The sequence below is a fragment of the Streptomyces sp. MS19 genome (assembly GCF_047200595.1).
In the GTDB taxonomy this organism is placed as follows: domain Bacteria; phylum Actinomycetota; class Actinomycetes; order Streptomycetales; family Streptomycetaceae; genus Streptomyces.
Genome location: NZ_JBJZOH010000032.1, coordinates 1 through 22,565 on the forward strand (window position 1 = coordinate 1; position 22,565 = coordinate 22,565).

The 22,565-nt window shown below is 74.2% G+C and carries 20 protein-coding genes; 9 read left to right on the top strand and 11 right to left on the bottom strand.

From position 1 onward, the window contains the following. The first annotated feature begins 137 nt into the window (after positions 1–137). Both ACL02R_RS23585 and ACL02R_RS23590 read left to right on the top strand, forming a co-directional pair. Positions 138–1,298 (top strand): cytochrome P450 family protein, encoded by a 1,161-nt coding sequence (locus ACL02R_RS23585; protein ID WP_412798977.1) that lies wholly within the window; start codon positions 138–140, stop codon positions 1,296–1,298. 38 nt (positions 1,299–1,336) lie between these two features. Continuing rightward, positions 1,337–2,194: a terpene synthase family protein gene (locus tag ACL02R_RS23590; protein WP_412798978.1), complete on the top strand. Its 858-nt coding sequence runs from the start codon at positions 1,337–1,339 to the stop codon at positions 2,192–2,194. Between the two features lie 8 nt (positions 2,195–2,202). Here the strand turns inward: ACL02R_RS23590 and ACL02R_RS23595 are convergent, their stop codons facing one another. Further along, positions 2,203–4,404 (bottom strand): MMPL family transporter, encoded by a 2,202-nt coding sequence (locus ACL02R_RS23595; protein WP_412798979.1) that lies wholly within the window; start codon positions 4,402–4,404, stop codon positions 2,203–2,205. Between the two features lie 208 nt (positions 4,405–4,612). On the opposite strand from ACL02R_RS23595, the gene ACL02R_RS23600 reads away from it, so the two are divergent. Then, positions 4,613–5,191 (top strand): hypothetical protein, encoded by a 579-nt coding sequence (locus ACL02R_RS23600; RefSeq protein ID WP_412798980.1) that lies wholly within the window; start codon positions 4,613–4,615, stop codon positions 5,189–5,191. Positions 5,192–5,320: 129 nt separating this feature from the next. Beyond that, complete coding sequence (locus ACL02R_RS23605) at positions 5,321–6,202, top strand: erythromycin esterase family protein (RefSeq protein ID WP_412798981.1); 882 nt, start codon at positions 5,321–5,323, stop codon at positions 6,200–6,202. Positions 6,203–6,247: 45 nt separating this feature from the next. On the opposite strand, the gene ACL02R_RS23610 is transcribed toward ACL02R_RS23605, so the two are convergent. The 7 genes from ACL02R_RS23610 to ACL02R_RS23640 form a co-directional block, all read right to left on the bottom strand. Then, the gene (locus ACL02R_RS23610) at positions 6,248–7,447 is read right to left on the bottom strand and encodes a hypothetical protein (RefSeq protein ID WP_412798982.1); all 1,200 of its coding nucleotides are present in this window, start codon (positions 7,445–7,447) and stop codon (positions 6,248–6,250) included. 67 nt (positions 7,448–7,514) lie between these two features. Then, entirely contained in the window at positions 7,515–8,729 is a 1,215-nt protein-coding gene (locus tag ACL02R_RS23615; protein WP_412798983.1) for a macrolide family glycosyltransferase, read from the bottom strand. Between the two features lie 211 nt (positions 8,730–8,940). Further along, entirely contained in the window at positions 8,941–9,642 is a 702-nt protein-coding gene (locus ACL02R_RS23620) for a B3/4 domain-containing protein (RefSeq protein WP_412798984.1), read from the bottom strand. Continuing rightward, positions 9,642–10,250: a LysE family translocator gene (locus ACL02R_RS23625; protein ID WP_412798985.1), complete on the bottom strand. Its 609-nt coding sequence runs from the start codon at positions 10,248–10,250 to the stop codon at positions 9,642–9,644. The genes ACL02R_RS23620 and ACL02R_RS23625 overlap by 1 nt, the downstream gene beginning before the upstream one ends. 99 nt (positions 10,251–10,349) lie before the next feature. Next, a complete protein-coding gene (locus ACL02R_RS23630; protein WP_412798986.1) occupies positions 10,350–11,162 on the bottom strand; it encodes a hypothetical protein in 813 nt (270 codons plus the stop codon). Next, positions 11,159–11,527: a hypothetical protein gene (locus tag ACL02R_RS23635; protein ID WP_412798987.1), complete on the bottom strand. Its 369-nt coding sequence runs from the start codon at positions 11,525–11,527 to the stop codon at positions 11,159–11,161. The genes ACL02R_RS23630 and ACL02R_RS23635 overlap by 4 nt, the downstream gene beginning before the upstream one ends. Positions 11,528–11,554: 27 nt before the next feature. Beyond that, a complete protein-coding gene (locus ACL02R_RS23640) occupies positions 11,555–13,048 on the bottom strand; it encodes a cryptochrome/photolyase family protein (RefSeq protein ID WP_412799019.1) in 1,494 nt (497 codons plus the stop codon). A 255-nt stretch (positions 13,049–13,303) separates the two neighbouring features. On the opposite strand from ACL02R_RS23640, the gene ACL02R_RS23645 reads away from it, so the two are divergent. The 4 genes from ACL02R_RS23645 (at position 13,304) to ACL02R_RS23660 (ending at position 18,110) form a co-directional block, all read left to right on the top strand. Beyond that, positions 13,304–13,987 (top strand): Crp/Fnr family transcriptional regulator, encoded by a 684-nt coding sequence (locus ACL02R_RS23645; protein WP_412798988.1) that lies wholly within the window; start codon positions 13,304–13,306, stop codon positions 13,985–13,987. A 144-nt stretch (positions 13,988–14,131) separates the two neighbouring features. Continuing rightward, a complete protein-coding gene (locus ACL02R_RS23650) occupies positions 14,132–15,001 on the top strand; it encodes a hypothetical protein (RefSeq protein WP_412798989.1) in 870 nt (289 codons plus the stop codon). Continuing rightward, positions 14,998–17,208, top strand: coding sequence for a hypothetical protein (locus tag ACL02R_RS23655; protein WP_412798990.1), 2,211 nt, complete (start codon positions 14,998–15,000; stop codon positions 17,206–17,208). Before ACL02R_RS23650 ends, ACL02R_RS23655 begins: the two co-directional genes overlap by 4 nt. After that, on the top strand, positions 17,205–18,110 hold the full coding sequence (locus ACL02R_RS23660; RefSeq protein ID WP_412798991.1) for a hypothetical protein: 906 nt from the start codon (positions 17,205–17,207) through the stop codon (positions 18,108–18,110). The genes ACL02R_RS23655 and ACL02R_RS23660 overlap by 4 nt, the downstream gene beginning before the upstream one ends. 21 nt (positions 18,111–18,131) lie before the next feature. Here ACL02R_RS23660 and ACL02R_RS23665 read toward each other — a convergent pair whose 3' ends face one another. Then, a complete protein-coding gene (locus tag ACL02R_RS23665) occupies positions 18,132–19,103 on the bottom strand; it encodes a GlxA family transcriptional regulator (RefSeq protein WP_412798992.1) in 972 nt (323 codons plus the stop codon). A 71-nt stretch (positions 19,104–19,174) separates the two neighbouring features. Here ACL02R_RS23665 and ACL02R_RS23670 point away from each other — a divergent pair, with 71 nt between their 5' ends. After that, on the top strand, positions 19,175–20,497 hold the full coding sequence (locus ACL02R_RS23670; RefSeq protein WP_412798993.1) for an APC family permease: 1,323 nt from the start codon (positions 19,175–19,177) through the stop codon (positions 20,495–20,497). Positions 20,498–20,530: 33 nt separating this feature from the next. Here ACL02R_RS23670 and ACL02R_RS23675 read toward each other — a convergent pair whose 3' ends face one another. Both ACL02R_RS23675 and ACL02R_RS23680 read right to left on the bottom strand, forming a co-directional pair. Beyond that, positions 20,531–20,674, bottom strand: coding sequence for a hypothetical protein (locus tag ACL02R_RS23675; protein WP_412798994.1), 144 nt, complete (start codon positions 20,672–20,674; stop codon positions 20,531–20,533). Between the two features lie 126 nt (positions 20,675–20,800). Further along, positions 20,801–22,501 (bottom strand): P-loop domain-containing protein, encoded by a 1,701-nt coding sequence (locus ACL02R_RS23680; RefSeq protein ID WP_412798995.1) that lies wholly within the window; start codon positions 22,499–22,501, stop codon positions 20,801–20,803. Between the last annotated feature and the right edge of the window lie 64 nt (positions 22,502–22,565).

The window sequence follows — 22,565 nt, forward strand, 5'->3', positions numbered from 1 at the left end:
GGCGCACCACCGCACGCCCCGCACTCCGGGCGAGCGGGGCGCCGGGCCTTATAACACATGCGGGAGGGCTAAGGAAAGGTTTCCTCAGTCACCCTGTCGCGGAATGTAAGTACGCCTGTACGCTACGTAGCGTGCACATGGATGAGACATTTTTCGCAGATCCGTACGGGCCGTACGCCCGGCTGCGGGCCGGCGGCTCCGTGCACCACGTCACAGGACCGGACGGTGCGCCGGCCTGGCTGGTGACGCATTACGCGGACGTACGCGCCGCGTTGCAGGACCCCCGGCTCTCGACCAACGCGGACCGCAGCAACGGCTGCGGCTACCGCGGACTCCCCCTCCCGCCCGCGCTGCGCAACGATCTGCTGCATCTCGACGGGTCCGACCACACCCGGCTGCGCCGCCTGGTCTCCCACGCCTTCACCCGCCGCTCCGCCGAGTCCCTGCGCCCCGCCGTGCGGGCCCACGCGGAGGAGCTGTTCGACGCCGTCGCCCCCACAGGCCGCGCCGATCTGATGGCGGACCTCGCCCTGCCGCTCCCCCTGCGCGTGATCAGCGACATGCTCGGCCTCCCCCGCGAGGAATCCGCCGAGGTCGCGGAGTGGACCAACTCCCTGCTGATCCCCGGCTGTCCGGGCGCGGCACGCGCGGCGATAGCACAGGCCGTCGAGCAGCTGCGGCGCGTCATCGCCGCGAAGCGGCGACGGCCGGGCGACGACCTGCTGACAGCGCTGATCGAGGCGCGGGACGAGGAGGGCAGACTGACCGAGGACGAGCTGATCAGTGTGACGTTCATCGTCCTGGCCGCCGGGCACGAGACGACGGCCAGCTTCATCGGCAACGGCGTCCTCGCCCTCCTCAACCCCCGCATGCACTGGGAACGGCTGCTCGCCGAGCCCCAGTTGCTGCCCGCCGCTGTCGAGGAGCTGCTGCGCTTCGACGGCCCCCTGCCCCTGGCCATCCGGCGCTTCGCCACCGAGGACATGGAGCTGGGGGGCGTCCCGATCGCGGCCGGGGACTCGGTGATCCTCTCCCTCGCCTCCGCCAACCGCGACGAGCGCCGCTTCCCCCAGGGCGACCGGCTCGACCTCGACCAGGGCGGCCAGGGCCACCTGTCGTTCGGCCGGGGCATCCACCTGTGCCTGGGCATCCCGCTGGCCCGCGTGCAGGCCGGAATCGCCCTGTCCACGCTGCTGCGGCGCGCGCCCAAGCTGGAGACGGCCGTGCCGCCCGCCGAGCTGAGGTGGCGCCCGTCGCACCGCACGCGGCGGCTCGAATCCCTGCCCGTCAGCTTCTGACAAGTCATCACATCACGAAAGGCGAATCGATTTTGTTGATGCCCATCCGCCCGCAGCCGCTCCACCCGCGCTCGGACGAACTGGAGGACCAGGCGTACGCGTGGGCCGCCGCGCGCGGCCTGGTGCCGGACGGCGGGGCGGACAGGCTGGCGGCCTCCCGGGTCGTCACGCTGGCCACCAGCTACTACCGCACGGCCGGCTACGCCGAGATGGCCGTACTGGCGCGCTGGTACGTGTGGCTGCTGACGCTCGACGACTGGTTCGACACCGCCGCGCGGCTCCCGCGCGGGGTGCCGCGCCCGTTCCACGAGACCCTGGTGCGCGAGCTGTGGCCCGTCACGGCCGGGGACGCGCCCCAGGAGTGGCGGAATCGTTTCGCGCGCCACCTGCGGGAGTGCGTCGCGGGCTACCGGTGGCAGGCGGGCGTGCGGCTCGGGGCGGTCCCCGTGCCAGGCGTCGCGGAGTACGTGGGGTGGCGCCGCAGGTCGTTCGGCGCGTACCCCGTCTTCGACCTGGTGGAGTACGTGGAGCGGCAGACGTTCCCCGCCGCGCTCGTCGGCTGCGGCGCGGCCCGTACGGCGGTCGCGGCGGCCAGCGACGTCATGGCGTGGACGAACGACGTGCACTCCCTGCCGCGCGACATCGCCGCCGGGGAGACGGGCAACCTCGCCGTCCTCGTCCGCGCCAGGGACGGCGGGAGCTGGCCCGAGGCGCTCGCCGAGGTGGAGCGCATGACGACCGCCCGGGTCGTGGACCTCCTGCGCGCCCGTGACGCGCTGTCCCGCGCGGGCCGCCAGGGGCGGCTGCTCGGGACGCGCGTCACGGGCGCGGTGCGGGGGGCGTGGGACTGGCACCGGGACAGCGCCCGTTACCGCGCGCCCGAGCCCGTCCCCTGAGCCGCCGTTCAGCGGTGCGACGGCTCCGGAACGCGCTGGACCCGCGGGACGTCCGCCTCCGCCGCGCCCGCGCCCTCCCCGTGGTCGACCCGGGGCAGCCACCGCAGCCCCCGCGGCAGGTACCAGGCGCGCTCGCCCAGCAGCGCCAGCAGCGCGGGCAGCAGCACCATCCGCACGAGCGTCGCGTCCACCAGCACGGCCACCGCGAGCCCGACGCCCATCTGCTGCATGTCCTGCATCCGCAGCAGCGCGAACACCGAGAACACCGCCACCATGATGGCCGCCGCGCCCGTGACAGGACCCGCCGTCGCCCGTATGCCGTCCCGCACCGCCTCGCGCGCCGACAGCCCGCGCCCGTGCGCCTCGCGGATGCGGGACACGACGAACACGTGGTAGTCCATGGACAGCCCGAAGAGGATGACCAGGACGAACAGCGGCATCCACGCCTCGATCGCGCCGGCCTTCTCGGTGCCGAGCGCCTCGGCGCCCCAGCCGTGCTGGAAGACGGCCGTCATCGTGCCGTACGCGGCGCCGACGGACAGCAGGTTGAGCAGCACCGAGACCAGCGCGACGGGCAGCGAGCGGAAGCACACCAGCATCAGCAGGAACGTCACCGTCGTGATGAACAGCAGGACGGGCAGCATGTCCTGCCCCAACTGGTCGGTGAAGTCGAGCGATTCGGCCAGGTCGCCGGAGACCAGCGCCTCGCCCTGCGTGCCGAGCGTCCCGGGCACGATGTCCCGCAGCGTGTCGAGCGCGGCGTGCGAGGCGTCGTCCGTCCCGTTCCCCGCCAGCGGCACCGCGATCCGTACGACGCCCGCGTCCGCGTACGTGTCCACCGTCACGCGCTCGCCGAACTCCCCGGCGTCCGCGACCTCCCGCTCGAACGCGGCCACCGCGTCCTCGAAGGCGGGCGACGTCACGTCGTCGGCGCGCACCACGACCTCGGCCGGCTCGGGGCCGCCAGGGAAGACGCCGGTGATCTCGCGGTAGGCGATGGTCAGCTCGGAGTCGGAGCCGAACTGCTTCTCCAGACCCAGCTGTTCGGTCCGCATCCCGAGGGCGGGCGCGCACAGCGCCAGCAGCACCGCGCCCGCCGCCACCGCGAACAGGCCGGGCCGCGCCAGCACCGGCCGCATCACCCGCCCGGACAGCCCGCCCCCGCGCCGCCCGCGGCCGAAGAACGGCAGCCGCCCGCGGTTCACCCGGTCCCCGAGCCACGACAGCGTCGCGGGCAGCACCGTGACCGACCCGAGCATCGCCATCACCACGACCAGGATCGTCGCGACCGCGAATCCGTGGAACAGGCTCAGCCCCGACAGGAACATCCCCGACATCGCCAGCAGCACCGTGACGCCCGACACCAGCACGGCCCGCCCGCTCGTGGCCGCCGCGATCCGCAGCGCCGTCCCCGCGTCACGCCCCGCCGCGCGCTCGTCGCGCTCCCGGCGCAGGTAGAAGAGGCAGTAGTCGACGCCCACCGCGAGGCCGACGAGGAACATCACCGAGCTGGTGCTGTCGTCGATCGGCACCCGCTGGCTCGCCAGCGCGAGCAGCCCGAACGTGCCGACGCACGCCGTGAGCGCGAGGAAGACCGGCAGCAGCGCCGCGACCAGCGCGCCGAAGACGACCAGCAGGATGCCCAGCGCGAGCGGCACGGCCGTGAACTCGGCGGTGCGCAGGTCGTTCGACAGCATCTCCTCCAGATGCGTCCCCGCCGTCGCCTCGCCGAAGGAGTGGAACTCCAGCTCCGGGTGCGCGTCGCGCGCCTCCGCCACCGCGTCGAGCAGCGGGCCCGCGCGGTCCGTGACCGTCTCAGGGTCGCCCGCGATCTGGTACGTCAGCAGCCCCTCGCGCCCGTCCTCCGACGCGACCGGCTCCTGTACCGCGGCCGTCTCGCCCGTCGCCTCCAGCGCGTCCGCCAGCTCACCGGCCGCCGCGCGCCAGCCGTCGGCGCCGTCGGCCCGCAGCATGACCATCTCGCCCGCGGGCTCCTCGATCCCCGCGTCCTCCAGGATGCGCGCCGCGCGGCCGGAGTCGCCGGTGCCGAACTCGGCGCCCGTCAGGTTCCGCGTCCCCGCGGCGGACCCGGCGACGACGGCGACCACGACGAACAGCAGCCACCCGATGATGGCGGTCTTCCGGTGGCAGGTGCTCCAGCCACCGAGGCGTACGGCGATACCCGGCCGTGTGCGGTGCGTTGATGTCATGCCGGCAACGCTAGGAATCGGCGCCGCCCGCCCCCAGCCGTCTGGGCACCCGCCCGCCGGGACGGAGGGCGACCCCCGGGGTGGTGGTGGGTACACCCCCGGAACGCCGCCCAGGACCGCTGTCCCCCGGGCCCGGCGCGGGGAGAGTGGGACACATGCCGGACGGGCGGTGGTCGCCCGGCACGGCGGACCGAGAGGACGGCCTGACATGACGCCCGACACGACGCCCGACACGACGACCGCACGGGACACGCTGCTCGCCCCGTTCCGTGGGTTCGGCACCGGCGTGGTGGCGGTGGTGGCCTCGCCCGTGCTGTTCAGCCTGACCGTGACGTCGGTCGCGCTGACCCCCGTCGGCATCGGGCTGTGGACGACGCCGCGCCTCGTACGGCTCCTCGACCGGTACGCCGCCTGGCGCGCCGGACTCGCCGAGCGGTCGGGGCGGGCCGCCGTCGCCCCGCCGGCGTCCGGCGGCTCGTGGCTCCCCGTGCGGCACCTGCGGTGGCTGGCCGTCGACATGACCGCCGTCGCCGCCACGCTGCTCCTGCCTTTCGCCATGATCGTCCACGGCGTCTTCGGCTTCGTGCTGGCCGCCGGGGTGTGGGAGCCGATCCACGACGCGGACGGCACGCAGTGGTACGCGTTCATCCCCGTCCACTCGCAGGACACGGCGAACATGGCGGCGGCCCTCGGCGCGGTGCTGATCGCGGCGGGCTTCGCCCTGGGGCGGCCGGTGCTGCGCGCCGGCGCGCGGATGGCCCGCCCGGCGCGCGCCGTCGCCGCGTGACACCGGTGCACGCGCGCCGGACCGAACGATGCCCGGCCGTACGGGGGACGGCCGGGCGTCGTCGTGCCTTGACCTCAAGAGCGGTTGAAGGAGAACGCTCGGCGTACCGCGAGTGGCGAGGAGCCTCCCATGACGACAACCGTGCAGGACTGGCTGGACAGCGCGGCGCGCCCTGTGGACGTGACGCACCCCGACGCCCCGGCGGACGACCTCCGCCCGCTGGGGCGTCTCGCGCGGGGCGCGTCGGTGGTGGCGCTCGGCACGGCGGTCCGCGCGGCGCGCGAGCCGTCCGTGGCCGCCCACCGGGCGCTGCGGCTGCTGGTGGAGGAGGAGGGTTTCCGCGCGCTGCTGCTTGAGGGCGACGACCCGGTGCGTACGGGGCTGGCGGCGTACGTGGCGGGCGGCGGGGGCGAGCCGGGGGAACTGGTCGCGGGGGCGCGGCCGTTCTGGCGGACGGCTGAGATCGTCGGCGTGCTGCGGTGGCTGCGCGGGTACAACGCGCGGCATCCGGACGACCCGGTGCGGTTCGTGCGCGTGGGGGAGTGGACGGAGGGCGTCGAACGGGGGATGGCCGACGACGTGACACGGTGGCATGGGGAGACGGGCGACCGGATCGTGCACTGGGGCGGCTACGCGCACACGGCCGCCGCGCCGATGGATGGGCGCCGCACCGCCGGCAGCCTGCTGCGGGAGCGGCTGGGGGAGGCGTACGTGTCGGTGGGCCTGACGTACCACCACGGGCGGGTGCCGGAGGTGCTCGGCCCGCCGGGCGACGGGCTGGCGGAGGCGGTCCTCGGCGCGGTGGGGGCGGACGCGTACCTGCTCGGCCTGCGGGCGGCGGACGGCCTGCCGGAGGCGGTACGGGCGTGGCTCGCGGGGCCCGCGCGCGTACGGATCGTCGGCCCGGACCCGGCGGCGCCGCTGATCGCGGACGGGGCGTCGCTGCGCGAGTGGTTCGACGCGCTGCTGCACGTCCACACCCTCACCCCGGCACATCCGGCCACGGCCTGACGGCCCGGCTCGCCTGTCGTCGCGTACACCGCCGGCCGTCCCGCGTCAGCGCCCGCCGAGCAGCCCCTCCGGGCGTTCCGCCTGGGGGGCGGGGTGGCGGCGGCGTTGGGGTGGCACCGGTGGTACCGGCGCGGGCCATGGGTCCGCGCGCCCGGTCAGCCGCGCCAGCTCCCGTACGCGCGCCCGGTACGCCCCGCCCCCGCCCCGCGCCTCCCCGGCGCAGAACGCGCGCAGCAGACCGCCGTCCGGATCGGCCGCGTCGTAACCCGCCCACTGCTCCGTGAGATAGAGGAACGCCGCCCGGCTCCCGCCCCAGCACACCCCCGCCTCGCGCACCGCCGCCAGCGCCGCCGGGTCCCGCCCGGTCGCCGCGACGCGGCACAGCTCCTCCCGCCCCGCCCCGGCGGGCAGCGCCCGCAGCGCCACGCGGCAGCCGCCCGTGAACGCGACCGGCGCCGCCAGCCGCGTCCCGCCGAGCAGCGCGCCCACCGTGCCGGACGCGCCCCGCGCCCGCACGTAGTCGGGCACCAGGTCGAGCCGCCCCTTCAGCACGGCCAGCAGCACGCCCGAACGCGTCGAGTGCACGCTGAACCCGCCGCCGTCCACCGGTTCGAGCGGCAGCCCGGGGTTGGCCAGGCACGCGCGGGTCAGCGGCGACGGGCGCCCTTCCGTGTCCCACAGCGGCCCGGTCGAGCCGTACGGCGACGCGCCCCGCAGCTCCGCGTCCGCGTGGCGGACGAACTCGCCCTCAAGCAGCCGCAGCAGCGCCGGATGCCCGCAGCCGCCCAGCAGCCGTACGCCCGCCGCGCGCACCTCCTCGTCGTCCGCGCCGCACACCGCCGCCACGAACCACGCCAGCAGCCCCCGCCCGCGCGCCCCGGCGTACGCGGTGAGCCGTAAGCCCCCGCCGGGCGCCGGTCCGGCGAGGAACGCGAGCAGGTCCGGCGTCAGCGCACCGTCCCTGTCGTCGTGCCACGGCCCCTCGACCGCCTGCGCCAGCCGCCCGAGCACGAACGTCAGCACCGCCGGATCGGCGCACGCCGCCTCCAGCGCGGCGCGCAGCGGCCGCGTGAGCCGATCGTCGCGCGCCCGCACCAGCAGCCGTACGCCCGCCGCGAGCCGGGCGGCGGGCGGCCGGGGGCGGCGGACGCTGCGGCACAGCCGGGCGGTGGCGCGGCGCGAGGCCCCGCCGCCCTCGTTCCGCAGGGGGCGCGCCACGAGCCGGTCGGTCAGTCCACCACGCATGCCGCTCATGGTCCTGAGCGGCCCGCGCGGCGGCAAGGCCGCACCGGCCCGCGGCGTCCGGTTTCGGTCAGCCGCGCGCCGGGCCCTGGCCGCCGGGGAGCATCGCCTCGATCAGGTCGGCCGCCCGCGCCGTGCCGCCCTCGGCCCGCGCCGCCGCGCGCAACCCGGCGGAGCGGCGCGCCACTTCGGGGTCACCGGTCAGCGCGAGGAGCGCCCCGCGCAGCGCGCCGGCCGTGGCGTCGGCGGTGTCGAGGCGGCGGGCCACGCCGAGTTCGACGAGCCGGTCGGCGTTGGTGAACTGGTCGACGGCCTGCGGCACCGCGATCATCGGCACCCCCGCGTACAGTCCCTCGCTGCTGCCGCCCATCCCGGCGTGCGTGACGAACGCGTCGGCCTGCTCCAGGATCGCGAGCTGCGGCACCCAGGGGTGCACCTCGACGTTCGACGGCAGGCCGCCGAGTTCTGCCGGGTCGGTGTGCCTGCCGATCTGGAGCACGACGTGCCAGCCGGGCAGCCCGCCGAACGCCGCCACGCACTGCCGGTAGAACTCCGGCCGCCGCGTGAACGCCGTCCCGAGCGAGACGAGCAGCACCTTCGCGTCCCCGGCCGGGCGCGTCCACCCGCCCTGGTCGGCGCGCGGCCCGAAGCAGGGGCCGACGAACGTGGTCCGCGCCTCGTCCACGCGCTCCGCGTTCGGCTGCATGGCGCGCGGGATCAGCGCGAGGCCCCGCGCGGGGCGGCCCATGAACGCGTCCACGTCCGTCGTGACCGCGCCGCTCCCGGCGAGCCAGCGCGCGTATTTGGCGTGGAACGCGTCCGCCCCCGGCAGGCTCCACAGGTGCGCGCCGACCTCCTCCTCGTAGCCGTCCCACGCGACGTAGGTCGGCGACAGCTGGAGGTCGGGGCGGCCCTGGGACTCGGCGAGGGCGCGGGTGGCCAGGAGGCCGATGTCGTAGAGGTAGAGGTCGGCCGGATCGCGGTCGTAGAACGCGCGGAGCTGCGGGAGCGCCTGGATGCCGTCGTCCAGGAAGACGTCCATGGCGGCGATCGGGTCGTTCGGCCAGTCGTGGTCGTCGACGGGGAGGGTGGAGGTGTAGGTGACCAGGTCGGCGCCGGTGGGGGCGATCAGGTCGGCGACGCGGGGGTCGTTCGCGTACGTCACCCGGTGGCCGCGCGCGACCAGTTCACGGATGACTTCGAGGCTGGGGAGGGTGTGGCTGACGGCCGGGACGCCGCCCATCGCGATGTGGGCGCGGCGGCGTGCGGTGGTGGTGCGTGGCATGGTGACTCGCTTGTCGGATCGTGTGCGTGCAGGACGGACCGCGCGCACCGGCACCCCGTGGGACGGGGGCGTTCGGGCGCGGGGGTGGGGCGGCGGCGGGGCCGCGCCGGTCCGTTCAGCCGTAGATCTGACAAGGGCACATGCGGCTCAGGCTAACCGGACGAGGAGGCGGGCTCCAACTCCTTTCGCCCCCGCGCCCGGTGCCCGGCACTCACGCGTCGAAGGCGAACTCCGGGTCGGCCGCGGTGAGTACGGCCGCTGTGGGGCTGGTCGGCCAGTGCGCGGACAGCTCCCCGGCCAGCGTCTTCAGCAGCTCGGGCACGACGTCCGCCCCGCCGTCGTGCATGGCCTCCGTCACCACCAGGACGCGGCGGGTGTGCGCCCCGACCGCCGAGTGGCCGCTCTGCCGGTTGGTCCAGCGGCGGGCGTGCGCCCGGCCGCCGGAGTCGGCGAAGGTCACCTCGCCCGGCTGCGGGTGCTCGGTGTCGCCGCCGAAGGTCGTGTACCGCTCGTCGCCCCGCGCGTGGCGCACCTCAAGCAGCGGCCAGGTGATGCGGTCCACGTCGAGGACGGCCACCGGCACCGCGTAGGCGACCGAGACCGCGTTGCACAGATCGACCACCGGGTGGATGCGCGGCAGCTCCCCCGTCTTCCGCAGCCGCCGCAGCAGCGACTCGGAGGCGCAGCGGTACTGCGTCGGCTTGAGCCCCATCCGGGAGAACGCCCGCCGCCAGGCCAGCACTTCGGGGAACTCGCCCTCGGTCGCGGCGGCCAGCCGGGCCGTGGCGCGTGCCGTGTACGCGGCGACGCGCGGGCCGACGTCGTCGGCGGCGTCCACGGCGGTGGCCCACAGCGCGCCGGCGGTCAGTTCGGGGTGGTCGGAGCGGATCGCGTCCGCGTGCCGGAAGCGCATCACGCCACCGCCAGCCACGCGCTCAGGCCCACGAACGACGCGGCGAACCCGCGGCGGATCCCGGTCAGCACCCGCGGCCTGGCCAGCACGCGGTGCCGCACGGCGGCGGCGCCCATCCCGTACGCGGCGAAGACGACGAACGTCAGCGCCATGAAGACGGCGCCGAGCCGCAGCAGCGCGCCGACGGAGCCGGACTCCCCCGCGGGCACGAACTGGGGGAGGAACGCGACGAAGAAGAGCGTGAGCTTCGGGTTGAGGAGGTTGATCAGCACCGCCGAGACGATCACGCGGGCCGCCGACCGCGGCGCGGCCGCCGCCCCCTCGGCCGACAGCGACTCCTTGTCGCGCAGCGTCGCCCACGCCATGTACAGCAGATAGCCGACACCGAGGTACTTCACCGCGTCGTAGGCGACGGCGCTGGTGTGCAGCAGCGCGGCGAGGCCGGTTACCGTCGCCAGCAGGTGCGGCACGATGCCGAGGGTGCAGCCGAGCGCGGCAGCGACGCTCGCCCAGCGGCCGTGGGACAGTCCGGCGGCCAGGGTGTACACCACTCCGGTGCCGGGGGTGACCACCATGGCGAGGGTGGTCAGCAGGAACGCGGTACTCAAGGGGGAACCTCCGAGGATCAAGGTCCTCCCAGCCTGGCGCGGCCATGGCCCGGCGGACAGGGCCAAAGCGCGCCGGGCCGACCGGTCCATACGCCGTGGTCAGGTGCCGGGCGGGAGCGGCGGGTGGGCGCGCAGCCAGTCGGGCCGTGGTTTCCCGCCGCGTCCCGGCGGGGGCTGCCACGTGTCCAGGGCGCGGGCCGCGACGGCGGCGAACCGTTCCGCCAGCGCCCGTACGTCCGCCGGTGCCGCCCGCCACGGGCGGTCGCCCGCCGTCGCGGCCGGGTCGAGCAGGGCCCGCCACCGGCCGGTGGCGGCGCGTACGGCCCAGTCCGCCGCCGCGTTGACGCCGCGCTCGGGGGCCGCGCCGAGCGTGCCGAGCCAGGCCTCGGCGGCGGAACGGGCGTCCGGCGGCAGCGCGTCCAGCTCCCCGGCGACCTCGGCCCGTACGTCCCCCGGCGTCCGCCCGGCGCAGAGCAGGCGGCAGACGCGGGCGGCGAGCAGGGCGCCGTCGAAGCGGGCGAGGTCCTCGGCGGCCAGCTCGGCCAGCAGCTCCGGCGCGACGCCCCAGGGGAGGTCGCCGAGGAGCAGGTCGCGGACGACGGGGCGGGCGGGCGTCCCGTCGGTGAGGGCGAGGACGGTGCGGTGCCGCTGGGGGTGGGCACGCAGGATGTCACGCCACATCGTCCGCCAGGCGTCGAGCGCGGCGCGGTGGCGGGTGACCCAGCGGCCCAGGTCTTCACCGTCGCGGAGGGCGGCGGGCGCGGTGGGGAGGCCACGGACGGCGGCGGCGAACGCCTCGTCGTCCAGCGGGGTACCGGCGGCGAGCAGGATCTGCGGGGGAGTGGGGGCGTGCAGCAGCTCGGGTGTCATGCAGGGGGGTTCGCCGCCGGGTATGGAGGGGGTGTCGGTCACGCGCCGGGGTCCCTGCGTTCGGGCCACAGGAGACCGGCCACAGAGAGCGCGCCCCAGCCCACCGATACGGCGACGGCCTTCCGGCGCTTGGAGCGGCTGGGGAGGGTGCGGCCGAGCAGTGCGGCGTCCCCCATGTCCGAGGCGATACGTACGGCGGCGGCAGTCACGAGCGCCGGGCCGCGCGGGGCCAGCAGTAGCGCCGCACCGCTGGCGGCGTCGCGCAGACCCACCGGGCGCAGGGCGACGCGTACCGGCTCCCCGTTGCCCAGCCCTGAGGGGACACCCAGCAGACCGGGGCGCGCCGCGACCGCCACCCCGTACGCGGCGGTCGCGGCGCCGACGGCGCGCAGCAGGCGAACGTTCATGGGCGCCAGTATCCTCCGCGCACCGGCTCAGGGCGGCGACGCGCCGCGCCCGGCGGCCTGCTCGCGCAGCGCGTCGAGGTCGGAGAGACGGTCCAGGTTCTTCACGGTCCGCGCCATGCGGTAGTGGTGGGCGAAATGATCACGGTGCCGGTCGAGGAACGCCCAATACCCGACGGTGTAGGGACACGCCCGGTCACCCGCGTGATCACCCGGCTTGTACGCGCAGCCGCCGCAGAAGTCGCTCATACGGTTGATGTACGCGCCGGCCGACGTGTACGGCTTCGTCGCCATCTGCCCGTCGTCCGCGTACTGCGACATGCCCAGGACGTTCGGCAGCATCACCCAGTCGTAGCCGTCCACGAACGACCGGTGGAACCACTCCGTCAGCGCCGCCGGGTCCCACCCGTCCTGCAACGCCCTGCTGCCCAGCACCATCAGGCGCGGGATGTGGTGCGTCCACCCCGTGTCCCGCACCTGCGCCAGCACCGTGGACAGGCAGCGCGCCGTCACCGCGTCGGCGTCCAGCTCCTCGAACCACCGGGGCAGCGGCTCCGTGTGCCCCAGCGCGTTGCCGCGCCGGTAGTCCTCGCCGAAGTGCCAGTACAACTGCCACACGTACTCACGCCACCCGGCGACCTGCCGCACGTAACCCTCCGCGCTGCTCAGCGGCACGTGCCCGTCGCGCCAGGCCCGTTCGACCTCGGCGACGCACTCGGCCGGATGCAGCAGCCCGAGGTTCAGCGCGGCCGACAGACGGCTGTGGCTCAGCACGCCGTCCGCCGCCATCATCGCGTCCTCGTACGGCCCGAAGTCCGCCAGCCGGTGCCGCACGAAGTGCCGCAGCGCCGCCCGCGCCTCATCACGCGTGGCAGGGAAGCGCCGCGGCCCGTCCCGCCCGGTGAACGCGACAAGCCCCTTGCTCTCCCACCGGTCGAGATCGTGCCGCACCTCGGCATCAATCTCGTCCTCCTCCGGCGCCCAGACCTTCCCCTCCTCCAGCGTTTCCTGGTCACGGGGCGGTGGCTGCCGGTTCTCCTGGTCGAGATTCCACGTGCCGCCCGCTGGGTCGTCACCATCCATCAGCAGCCCGTGCTCACGCCGCACCCACCGATAGAAGTCCTCAAGCCGCGCACCCCCGACACTGTGCTCACCGGCCCACTCCCCGAACCGCTCACGCGACATGAGCCACCCCCGCGCAGGCAGCACCTCCACCTGCTCAAGCCCCTCGACAAACGCCAGCGCCTTACGCGACGTCGGCTGGCACACCGTCAGGGCATCCTTCCCCGCACCCTTCCGCACCCCCTGCCGATACGTGTCGGCCCGCACATACCGCACGCGCTCCCCCAACTCGGCCGCACGGTGCCGCATCGCCGACAGCACAAGATGCGCCTTCGCACGATGAAACCGCCGCCTCCCCAGAACCCCCCGCGCCTCCACCATCAAAACCGGCTCATCACCCCCCACTCCCTCCAGAAACCACTCCCCCAACTGATCCCCGAACACCCACCGCACGTCGCCCAGACCTCCAAAAATCGCCACGAACCAGCCCAAGCTACCCACTCAGCTCGCCTGGCAGCGGTCGAACCGCCCGCCCGACCGGTGCAAACAGCGGCCGACCGGGAAGACGGCAAGTGGTGCGTTCTCCATTCGGCATCACCGAAGTAAGGACCGAAAACCCATTTCTCGCTGGCTGACCGGGAACAGCAAGGAGGAAAACCGGCTCAAGACAATCGTTGTCCGGCGGGACCGGGGGGCACTCTCCCTAGAGTGCCGATCATGGTGGAAAACGATGCGAGCGCACTCCTCACCCTGCGTCATCATGTCGGAGACCGCACCTGGCACGCGCTGACGGCAACCGCCTATGAGCGCACTCACCCGCCTGGGACCCTTCTGCTCCGCCAAGGGGAGAAAGGAACACACCTGCTGGCCCTTCTCGGTGGGGTCGCCAAGGTGGTTACCACTGGTCGCCGGGGTGAATCCACCTTGCTGGCTTTCCGGGGGCCGGGTGAACTGCTCGGCGAGGTCGCCGTCCTTGACGGTGGCGCACGCGGCGCGAGTGTCGAGACGCTCACGAGATGCACCGTCGCCGTCATAGGCGCCGACGCATTCCTGCGCTTCGCCGCCGAGCACGACGTCTTTCCAGCTCTGGTGCGCTATGCCTTCGGCCGTCTGCGCGAGTCCGACCGCGCACGGGGCGCGGGCAACCCGCTGGCGCGTCTGGCCGACACCCTTGTCAGCCTCGCCGACATGTCGCACGACGCGAGGTCCCGGCCGCCACGCCCCCTCCGGCTGGCCCTGACACGGGACGAGCTGGCCCAATACCTGCGCACGTCGCGAAACACCGTCACTGCCCGTCTCACCGAGCTGGAATCCTTCGAGGTGGTAGCCACCGGACGGCGGCACATTGTGATCAACAATCTCCCCGCCCTGCGCAGAGCGGCCGCGTTGTTCCGCGATTGATCCGCTTACTTCGCGTGCTTCTCCTGTGGCGGGCGTCACCTGTCCAGCGCACTCGCAGTGCGGAACTCCTGCGACTCCCTTGTCACGCTCGAATGGCGAGCACACCACCATCACTCGTGACTCCGCCGACACAGGAGAAGTCAGATGTCCCAAAAGCTTCAGCGGCTCATCGGCAAGGCGCCCCACGTGAAGAGCCACCGACTTCCCCCCTATCGGGGCATCGTCGCCGTGGACGCGAAGGACTTCACCGGCCACCGGTCCATCCAGCACCCGGAGATCAGCCGTGTCATCCCCGGTCTTCTCCAGCACTCCCTGAACCGCGCGAAGCTCGCCGACGTCTGGGAGGACCGGCGTTTCCCCGCCTCCACCGGCGACGGCTACGTCTTCGGATGCGACCCCGCGGCCATTCCGTTCCTCATCCATCCCTGGCTCGGTGCGCTCCAGGAGACGCTGACCGAGTTCAACGTCCATTCCGCCGGGACCATCCGGCTCCGCCTGCGGGTCAGCCTCCACATCGGGCCGCTGCCCGACGACGGAGCCGAGTCCGACGGGAACGGAACGCCGCGCAACGACACCCATCGGCTGCTCGACTCCCGGCCGGTCAAGATGATGCTGGCCGCATCCAGCGAGAACGTCACCCAGGTCGCCGCGATCCTGTCGGACCGCTGCTTCGAGGATGCGGTCGCCGGCGGTTACACGGGCAGGCACCCGGACCACTTCGTCGAGGTGCCGGCGACCGTCCCGGGAAAGGTCTTCGCACAACGCGCCTGGCTGCACGTCCCGGCCCCGTCCGGCAACCTGTATGACCGCCGCATCCTGGGCGACCGGGTGATCGACGAACTGGAGAGCGCGCCCGCCACACCGACTGCTCCCGCTCCGACATCCGCGGCCGATCGCCCTGCCCGCACCTCGACCGTCTACCGCGTGGACCGGGGTTTCCAGAACAACGGCCAGGTTCACGGCGGCCAGACGTGGAACGACCACTCAGGCGACCGGGAGCGCGGCGACCGATGAAAGACGACAGGAACGCCGACGACGCACCCCGCGAACAGCAACCGCACGACGAGTCCGGTCCGGACGCCTCCAGCGACGGCAAAGACGCAGAGGACGACGCGCACGGCCCGGACGATCCCCTGGCCTTCACTTCCCTGCCACCCGAAATGGCGGCCCTCCTCTCGGACGGCGGCTTCACCGGTGCCGGGCCGCCCTTCGTCCTGGCCACCAACAGCGTTGTCAACACGGGTCCGGTCTGGGGCGACCAGCGCCTCGACAACGAGGAAAGTCCCCGCACGAACCCGGACGGTGTGTCGCGCCCCCGCGTGGACTCCCGCGAAGGCCCTGTCACGCCGGGCGAAATCTTCGACGCCAAGGCGGGCTACGTCCAGCCCGACTGCTTCGCCGAAGCCCTGGCCGAACTGGACACGGGTCTGCTGTTCCTGGTCGGCGAGCCGGACACGGGCCGCCGCACGACTGCGCTCAACCTCCTGGAGAGGCACAGCGAAAGTCTGGCACTCCGCTCGGTGGACAGCGACCGCAACCTGTCGACCTGGACGCCGTCGCACAAGGGCACACGCGGCTACCTCATGGACGAGCCGGTAGCGGTCGAGCACTTGCGGCGCGGCGATGTCGATCGGCTGCGCCAGAAACTGGAGGACGCCGACGCCCGCATGGTCGTCGTGCTGAACGACTCCCCTGAGGCCCGCCGCCACCTCAGACGTGCGCTGCGCGTCACCCTTGTGGATCACGTGGCGCCTCCACCCCGCCGGATCTTCGAGGCCCATCTGTGCGAGGCGGTCCCGGACCGGGCCGCGCGCGACCGGCTTCTGTCCACACTGGACGCGAGCCTGCTGGACGAACTCCTCGTCCCTGGCATCCTGGCAGCGCACATCGTCGAGTTGGTGACCGCGATCGTCGAAGGGACCACGGACCCCGACTCACTCCGGGAACGGCTCAGCTTCCTTGCGCGGGAAGAGGTACCCGCCCTCCTCGACCGGCTGAAGAGCGATCCGGACGCGCTCTCGTTCCTCCTCTCGGCAGCGGTCTTCGAAGGGCTCGACCACCGCGTCGTCATGGACGAGTCGGAGAGGCTGCTGCAACTCGCGGACGGCAAGCTGCACGCCGTCCTGCACGGCGAACGGGCGGACGAGGCGAATCGGCCGAACCAGGAGTTCGTCTTCCGCCGCTCCCTCACCGAACAGCTCCGGGCCGTCGGCGCCGACCGCCGCCCGTCCGAGTTCCGCAGCACCAGCCGCTACGGCTACACCGCCGAGCCTGTCGTGTTCCGCCGCCACCGGCGGGGCGAGGCCGTGCTCCGCCATGTCTGGCACGAGTACGGGCCGCTGCCGTCCCTGTTGACGAAGTGGCTGGCCGAGGTGGGGCCGCGCACCGAGCTGACCGCCCCCGCCGGGCGGATCATGGGGCTGGCTGCCAGCTGGGGCGGCGGGCGGCAGGCGCTGGAGCACCTGCGGGAACTTGCCGCATCCGACCGGTGGACCCCCCGGTCGATCGCCGCCTACGCCCTCGGCCTGGCCGCCCAGGACCCGGCACTCACCGGTGCGGTCAGGTACCGGCTCGTGGGCTGGAGCTTGGCCTCCGACTGGCGGCTGCGCTCCACCGTCTCCCTCGCCTGCGCGACCGACTTCGGGCTGTCCCGCCCCGACCAGGCGCTCACCCTCCTCGCACACCTGCCCCGCGACGAGGACAAGGCGCATGGCGCCACCGTCGCCTTCGGCGTGCGGGGCGCACTCGTGTCGCTCTTCGACGCGGGCAATCAGGGGATGGTCGTCGCCACGCTCCTCACCTGGCTCGCGCACCGGGGCCCCCGCGCTGCGGCGGCCCTCGACGTCTTCGGCCACCTGCTGCGCCTCCGGATGGACTGGTTCGAACGGGACCTCCTGCGGACGGACGGTTTCCGCGACGAGGTCACCGGTCTCGTGCACCGGATGCTCGACGACGACGACCACTTCGAGAGGGCGAGCGAAGCGGTGATCGGACTGTGCCGCACCGCCACCTGGCGGTTGACCGCGCGTCCCGCCGCCGAACTGCTGTTGTCGGCCCTCGCACGCGAGATGACGCACGGGACTCTGCGGCTCTTTGTGCGCATCCGGCAGAACGAGGAACGGCAGCTCTTCGGCAAGCACATCGCCGCACCGACCCTCGCCGCCTGGCGTGACGGCGGGTCCGGGCAGCGCACCACCGAGACGTCCGGGAGGACCGTGTGAACACCGACAACCCGCAGCCTGTCTTCGCGGCCAGCGCCCATACACCATGGCTGGAAATCATCGGGCACCGCCTGTCGGGCCGCTCCGACCGCGCGCTCGTGCTGCTCGACCGTGACGGACGGTACAGCGTCCGCTGGCCGCGCGCCCGGCGGAAGACGGCCCTGCCCGCGGATACGGGCACGGAACGGCCGGTTCCCCGCCGGCCCGCCGCGGGCTACGACAGCGCCTTCCATGTCCTCATCGCGGAGCAGCACGCCACCCGGGCGATCCGCCTGCCGGGCAATTACGGGCCCGCCGAGGCGGCGGACGTCCGGGTGACCTGGTGGGTTCACGATCCGGCGCAACTCGTCCGCACCGGCACCGCGTACGGGTGGCCCGTCATCTCCCGGAACCTGGGCGCCCGCCTGCGGAGCCTGGAGAACGCGTACACCACCTCCCGTCGAGCCCTGGGACCCGACGATGTCGCCTATCACCTCTCCTCGCCGATCGAGCTACCCGACTGCGGCCTGACCTACCGCGTCGCCCACGTCCATCCCCGCGATGTCGACAGCGAGTTGCTGCTCGCACAGCCTGGCGGCGCGGGCTATCCAGCCGATTGGTCGGCGGACCACCGCGAGCAGTACAGCTTCTACACCGAAGCCATACGGTCGGGGCCCGTGGCACTCGCCGCCCTCTGGCTCCTGCGGAAGCCGGACGAAATCCGGAACGTCCTCGACTGGCGTGTGAGCAACGGCCATCTGGTCCGGGAAGAGACGGACTGGCAGGACGAGATGGCCGGATTGCTGGGGAAGCTCTCGGAAGAGGAGCGGGAGGAGATCTCCAAGCTCCTCAGAGACCGCTTGCTGATCATCGGCCGCCGTTTCGACCAGGGAGACGCGGAGGACGACTGGTCCGGTCGGTGAGCGGTCACGCCGCCCGAGCCCCTAGCGCGTGGCACGGGTCCTGTCGCGGAAGACCTGGCGGTAGGTGTGGGGGGAGATGGTTGTCGTGCGGGTGAAGTGGTGGCGCAGGTTCGCCGAGGTGCCGAAGCCGCTGTAGTGGGCGATGGCCTCGATCGGGGCGTCCGTCGTCTCCAGCAGTTCCTGCGCGTGGCGCACGCGCTGCTGGAGCAGCCATTGGAGCGGTGTCGTGCCGAGGCGGTCGCGGAAGCGGCGGGCGAAGGTCCGTTCGCTGAGGTGGGCGACGCGGGCCATGGCGCGGACGGTCAGGGGCTCGTGGAGGTGTTCCAGGGTCCAGTGGAGTACGGGCGCCAGCTCGTCCGCCGGCGCGGGCGCGGCGGCGGGGCGCGCGTACTGTGCCTGCCCGCCCTCGCGGTGCGGCGGGACGACCATGCGCCGCGCCACCTCGTTCGCCACCGCCGCGCCGTGGTCCTCGCGGACGAGGTGCAGGCACAGGTCGATGGCGGCGCCCGTGCCCGCCGAGGTGTAGACGCGGCCCGCGCGCGTCCACAGGGCGGCGGCGTGTACGTTCACGGCGGGGAAGCGGACGGCGAAGTCGGGGGCGTTCACCCAGTGGGTGGTCGCGTCGCGGCCGTCGAGGACGCCGGCGGCGGCCAGCAGGTAGGCGCCCGCGCACAGCGAGACGATGCGGCGGCCGCGTTCGTGCGCCGCGCGCAGCGCCGCCAGCAGCGCCGGGGGCGGGTCGAGCTGCACGGGACGCGAGCACGCCGGGACGAGGACCGTGTCCGCGTCGGCGAGCGCCGCCCACGGCAGCGGCGTGTCGGCGCGCAGCCCCGCCGCGACGGGTACGGACGCCGCGCCGTCGCCGCACATCCGCAACTCGTACCACGGGTCCGCGAGGTCCGGGCGCTGGATGCCGAACACCTCGCAAGGCACGGCCAGTTCGAAGATCGGGGCACCCTCGGTCACGGCCAGCGCGACGACATGGCGGTCCATGGCGGTAATTTAGCGGAGTACGGCGAAACCGCCGCTGTCGCCCGCCCGCCGCCCCCACGAGGCTGGCGCCCATGACCACACCCGCCCACGGCCACCTCTCCGCCCTCCAGGGCACCGCCCTCTACATCGGCGCCGTCCTCGGCACCGGCGTCATCGCCCTCCCCTCGCTGGCCGCCGAGGCCGCGGGCCCGGCGTCGCTGCTCGCGTGGCTCGGGCTCGTCGTGCTGTCGGCGCCGCTCGCCGCGACGTTCGCCGCGCTCGGGGCGCGGCACCCGGACGCGGGCGGCGTCGCGACGTACGCGCGGCACGCGTTCGGGGAACGGGCGTTCGCCGTCGTCGGCTGGTGCTTCCTGCTCGCGGTGCCGCCGGGCGCCGCAGCGGCGGCGCTGTTCGGGGGCGCGTACGTCGCGGCGGCGCTCGGCGGCGGGACGGCGACGACGGCCGTCACCGCGCTCGTCCTGATGACGGGCGTGACGGCCGCCAACGCGGCGGGCCTCAAGGTGACCGGCCGCCTCCAGACCGTCCTGGCCGCCGTCCTCGCCGTCCTGCTGCTGAGCGCCGTCGCCCTGTCGCTGCCGGACGCGCGGGCCGCGCACCTCGAACCGTTCGCCCCGCACGGCTGGACGGCCGTCGGCCCGGCGGCGGCGCTGCTGGTGTGGAGCTTCGCGGGCTGGGAGGCGATCACGCACCTGGCGGGGGAGTTCCGGCGGCCGGAACGCGACCTGCCGCGGGCGGCGGGGGCGGCGGTGGTGGTCGTCGGGGCGCTGTACCTGCTGGTGGCGTTCGCCGTGGTCGCGGTCCTGGGCCCGGCCGCCGGGGAGACGGAGGCGCCGCTCGGCGAGCTGATGGCCCGTGCGATGGGCACCGACGCCCGCTTCCCTGCCGCCGCCGCGGCCGTCCTCCTCACCACCGGCACGATGAACGCGTACTACGCCGGTGCCGCCAACCTCGCCGCCGCCCTCGGCCGCGACGGCGCCCTGCCGCCCTGGCTGGCGCGCGGCAGCGCGGCCGGGGAGATCCCGCGCCGCGGCCTCGGCCTGGTGGCCGGGCTCGGCACCGTCGCGCTGACGACGGTGCTGGTGACGGGGGTCGGCACGGACCGGCTCGTCCTGCTGACGACGGGCTCGTTCGTGACGGTGTACGCGGTCGGCGTCGCCGCGGCGCTGCGCCTGCTGCCACGCCGTACGGCGGGCCACCGCGCGGCGGTCGCGGCGTCGGGGGCGGTACTCCTGATGGTGGCGATGGTGGCGATGTCCGGCGTGTACCTGCTGTGGCCGCTGGCCGTGTCGGGCGCCGCGCTGCTGTACCGCGCACGCGCGGGACGGCGTTCGGCCGCACCGCCCGTCCCGCGCCCGCGCGCGGAGGCGGACCCGGCGCGCGGGCCACGCCGCTGAGCGGGGCGCCGGCGCGTGCGCGGTCACCGGCAGTCAGCGCTTCTTGGGCTTCTTCTTCTGGGGCAGCCGCCACTCGCCCCGGTGCACCTGGCAGCGCGAATATCCGATCATCGCCGGGTTGCCGCAGGGCTTCCCGGACTTCGTCCTGGTCGAACCGCACTTGAGCTGCTTGGCCACGTGTCCTCCCCGCGCCGACTCCCCCGGATGCCGTTCCATGCTCGCCGGTACGCCCCCGCCGCCGCGAGTGCGCGCCGCACCATGGCCGAACCCCGGCGTTCCGGCAGCCCGTTTTGGCCGTCCGTGTCAGCGGCGCACCCGCAGCGCGCGTACGCGGTTGAGGGCCGCCGCGACCTCGTGGCGGCGCGGGACGGCGAAGTCGTCGTCGTGCACGCCGAGCAGCGCCGCGACGCCGCCGGGGCCCGCCAGGTCGCTGTCGAGCAGGTCGAGGGCGTCGGCGAGGGTGCGCTGCCCGTCCAAGTGGCCGCGCCGCACCAGCAGTTCGACCGCCAGCCCGACGCCGACGACATGCGGCCCGTCCGCCAGCTGCTCGACGGCGCGCAGGTCCACCTCGTTCTCGCCGAGGACCAGGTGGTCCGTACCCCGGGCGCGCACGCGCGTACGCCCGCGCGCGGACGCGTCGAGCGACGCCGGCTCGGGACGGCGCGCCGCCACACCGGGGAACGACAACGCCTCCGCCCGCCGCCCGGTGGGCACGGCCGCCACCTCCCGCGCCCGCGCCGTCACGTCGTACGGCCGGTAGTCGTCCATCATCACCACACGGTCGGCCACGTCGAGGTAGTCCCCGGAACCGCCCATCACCAGCACCGTCGAGATCCCGTGGTCGCGGTGCAGCGACCGCACCGAGTCCACCAGCGGCGTCAGCGGCTCCCGCTCCTTCGCCACCAGCGCCTGCATCCGCGCGTCGCGGATCATGAGGTTGCTCGCGGCCGTGTCCTCGTCGATCAGCAGCACCCGCGCGCCCGTCTCCACGGCCTCGCACAGGGACGCGGCCTGGGAGGTGGAACCGGAGGCGTCGGGGGTGGAGAAGTCGGCGGTGCCGGCGCCGCCCGGCAGGTGGTCGACGAAGGCGCGCACGTCCACGCGGCACACGCTCCGGCCGTCCTCGGCGCGGATCTTGACCGTGTCGCGGTGGGCGACGACGCGCTCGCGCCCGTCCCCCGGCACGTGGTCCCACACCCCGGTCTCCAGCGCGCGCAGCAGCGTCGACTTGCCGTGGAACCCGCCGCCGACGACCAGCGTCACCCCGGCCGGGACACCCATCCCGGTGACGGCGCCCGCGTGCGGCAGGTCCACGGTCACGCGCAGCTCCTCCGGCGCCAGGAACGGCACCAGCCCCCCGCCCCGCGCGGGCCGGTCGTCCGCCCCCGAACGGCGCGGCAGCAACGCCCCGTCGGCGACGAACGCGACGAGCCCCAGCTCCGGCAACCGCTCGCGCAGCGCCGCCGAGTCCTCCACCGCCGCGACGAACCCGGCCGCCTCCGCCGCCCGTTCCCCGTCATGGCACAGCGCGTGCTCCGCGATCCACGGCAGCCCCTCACCCAGCAGCTCCCACGCCGCGCGCCCGTCGATCCGCCGCCGCGGGCCGGGCAGCGCGACGCCGAGCCGCAACGTGACGGACCCGTCGTCGCCGACCGTGCACGAACTGCGCGCCAGCACCTCCTGCCCACCCGCGTCCACATGGAACGCCGCCTCCCGCGCCGCCTCCCGCGCCGCACGCCGCACAAGCCACCCGGCCAACGCGCGCCGCCGCACAGGGGAATCCCACAACTCACGCGGGAACCCGGCCCGTTCCCCCCTCACCCGCACGGCGACCCGCGCGGGCGGCGCATACGGATCAGCCTGCGCCCGCACGACACGCAGCGCGAACCCACCGGGCAACTCCCACTCCCCGACCAGCCCGCGATACCGCCCATAAGCAGCACCATCAAGCCGCCGCAACTCCCGCTCAAGCTCACCCACGCCCGCCACCCTCACCTCACCCACACCACGACCGCCGCAGTCTAGGCCGCGGACACACCCCGCCCCGCCCCGCGCCGTGGAGACGGCC

What these genes read in the sequence shown, in the direction of transcription:
- ACL02R_RS23585 (WP_412798977.1), top strand. Translation starts at nt 138, where the DNA reads ATGGATGAGACATTTTTCGCAGATCCGTACGGGCCGTACGCCCGGCTG.
- ACL02R_RS23590 (WP_412798978.1), top strand. Translation starts at nt 1,337, where the DNA reads ATGCCCATCCGCCCGCAGCCGCTCCACCCGCGCTCGGACGAACTGGAG.
- ACL02R_RS23595 (WP_412798979.1), bottom strand. Translation starts at nt 4,404, where the DNA reads ATGACATCAACGCACCGCACACGGCCGGGTATCGCCGTACGCCTCGGT.
- ACL02R_RS23600 (WP_412798980.1), top strand. Translation starts at nt 4,613, where the DNA reads ATGACGCCCGACACGACGCCCGACACGACGACCGCACGGGACACGCTG.
- ACL02R_RS23605 (WP_412798981.1), top strand. Translation starts at nt 5,321, where the DNA reads ATGACGACAACCGTGCAGGACTGGCTGGACAGCGCGGCGCGCCCTGTG.
- ACL02R_RS23610 (WP_412798982.1), bottom strand. Translation starts at nt 7,447, where the DNA reads ATGCGTGGTGGACTGACCGACCGGCTCGTGGCGCGCCCCCTGCGGAAC.
- ACL02R_RS23615 (WP_412798983.1), bottom strand. Translation starts at nt 8,729, where the DNA reads ATGCCACGCACCACCACCGCACGCCGCCGCGCCCACATCGCGATGGGC.
- ACL02R_RS23620 (WP_412798984.1), bottom strand. Translation starts at nt 9,642, where the DNA reads ATGCGCTTCCGGCACGCGGACGCGATCCGCTCCGACCACCCCGAACTG.
- ACL02R_RS23635 (WP_412798987.1), bottom strand. Translation starts at nt 11,527, where the DNA reads ATGAACGTTCGCCTGCTGCGCGCCGTCGGCGCCGCGACCGCCGCGTAC.
- ACL02R_RS23645 (WP_412798988.1), top strand. Translation starts at nt 13,304, where the DNA reads ATGGTGGAAAACGATGCGAGCGCACTCCTCACCCTGCGTCATCATGTC.
- ACL02R_RS23650 (WP_412798989.1), top strand. Translation starts at nt 14,132, where the DNA reads ATGTCCCAAAAGCTTCAGCGGCTCATCGGCAAGGCGCCCCACGTGAAG.
- ACL02R_RS23655 (WP_412798990.1), top strand. Translation starts at nt 14,998, where the DNA reads ATGAAAGACGACAGGAACGCCGACGACGCACCCCGCGAACAGCAACCG.
- ACL02R_RS23665 (WP_412798992.1), bottom strand. Translation starts at nt 19,103, where the DNA reads ATGGACCGCCATGTCGTCGCGCTGGCCGTGACCGAGGGTGCCCCGATC.
- ACL02R_RS23670 (WP_412798993.1), top strand. Translation starts at nt 19,175, where the DNA reads ATGACCACACCCGCCCACGGCCACCTCTCCGCCCTCCAGGGCACCGCC.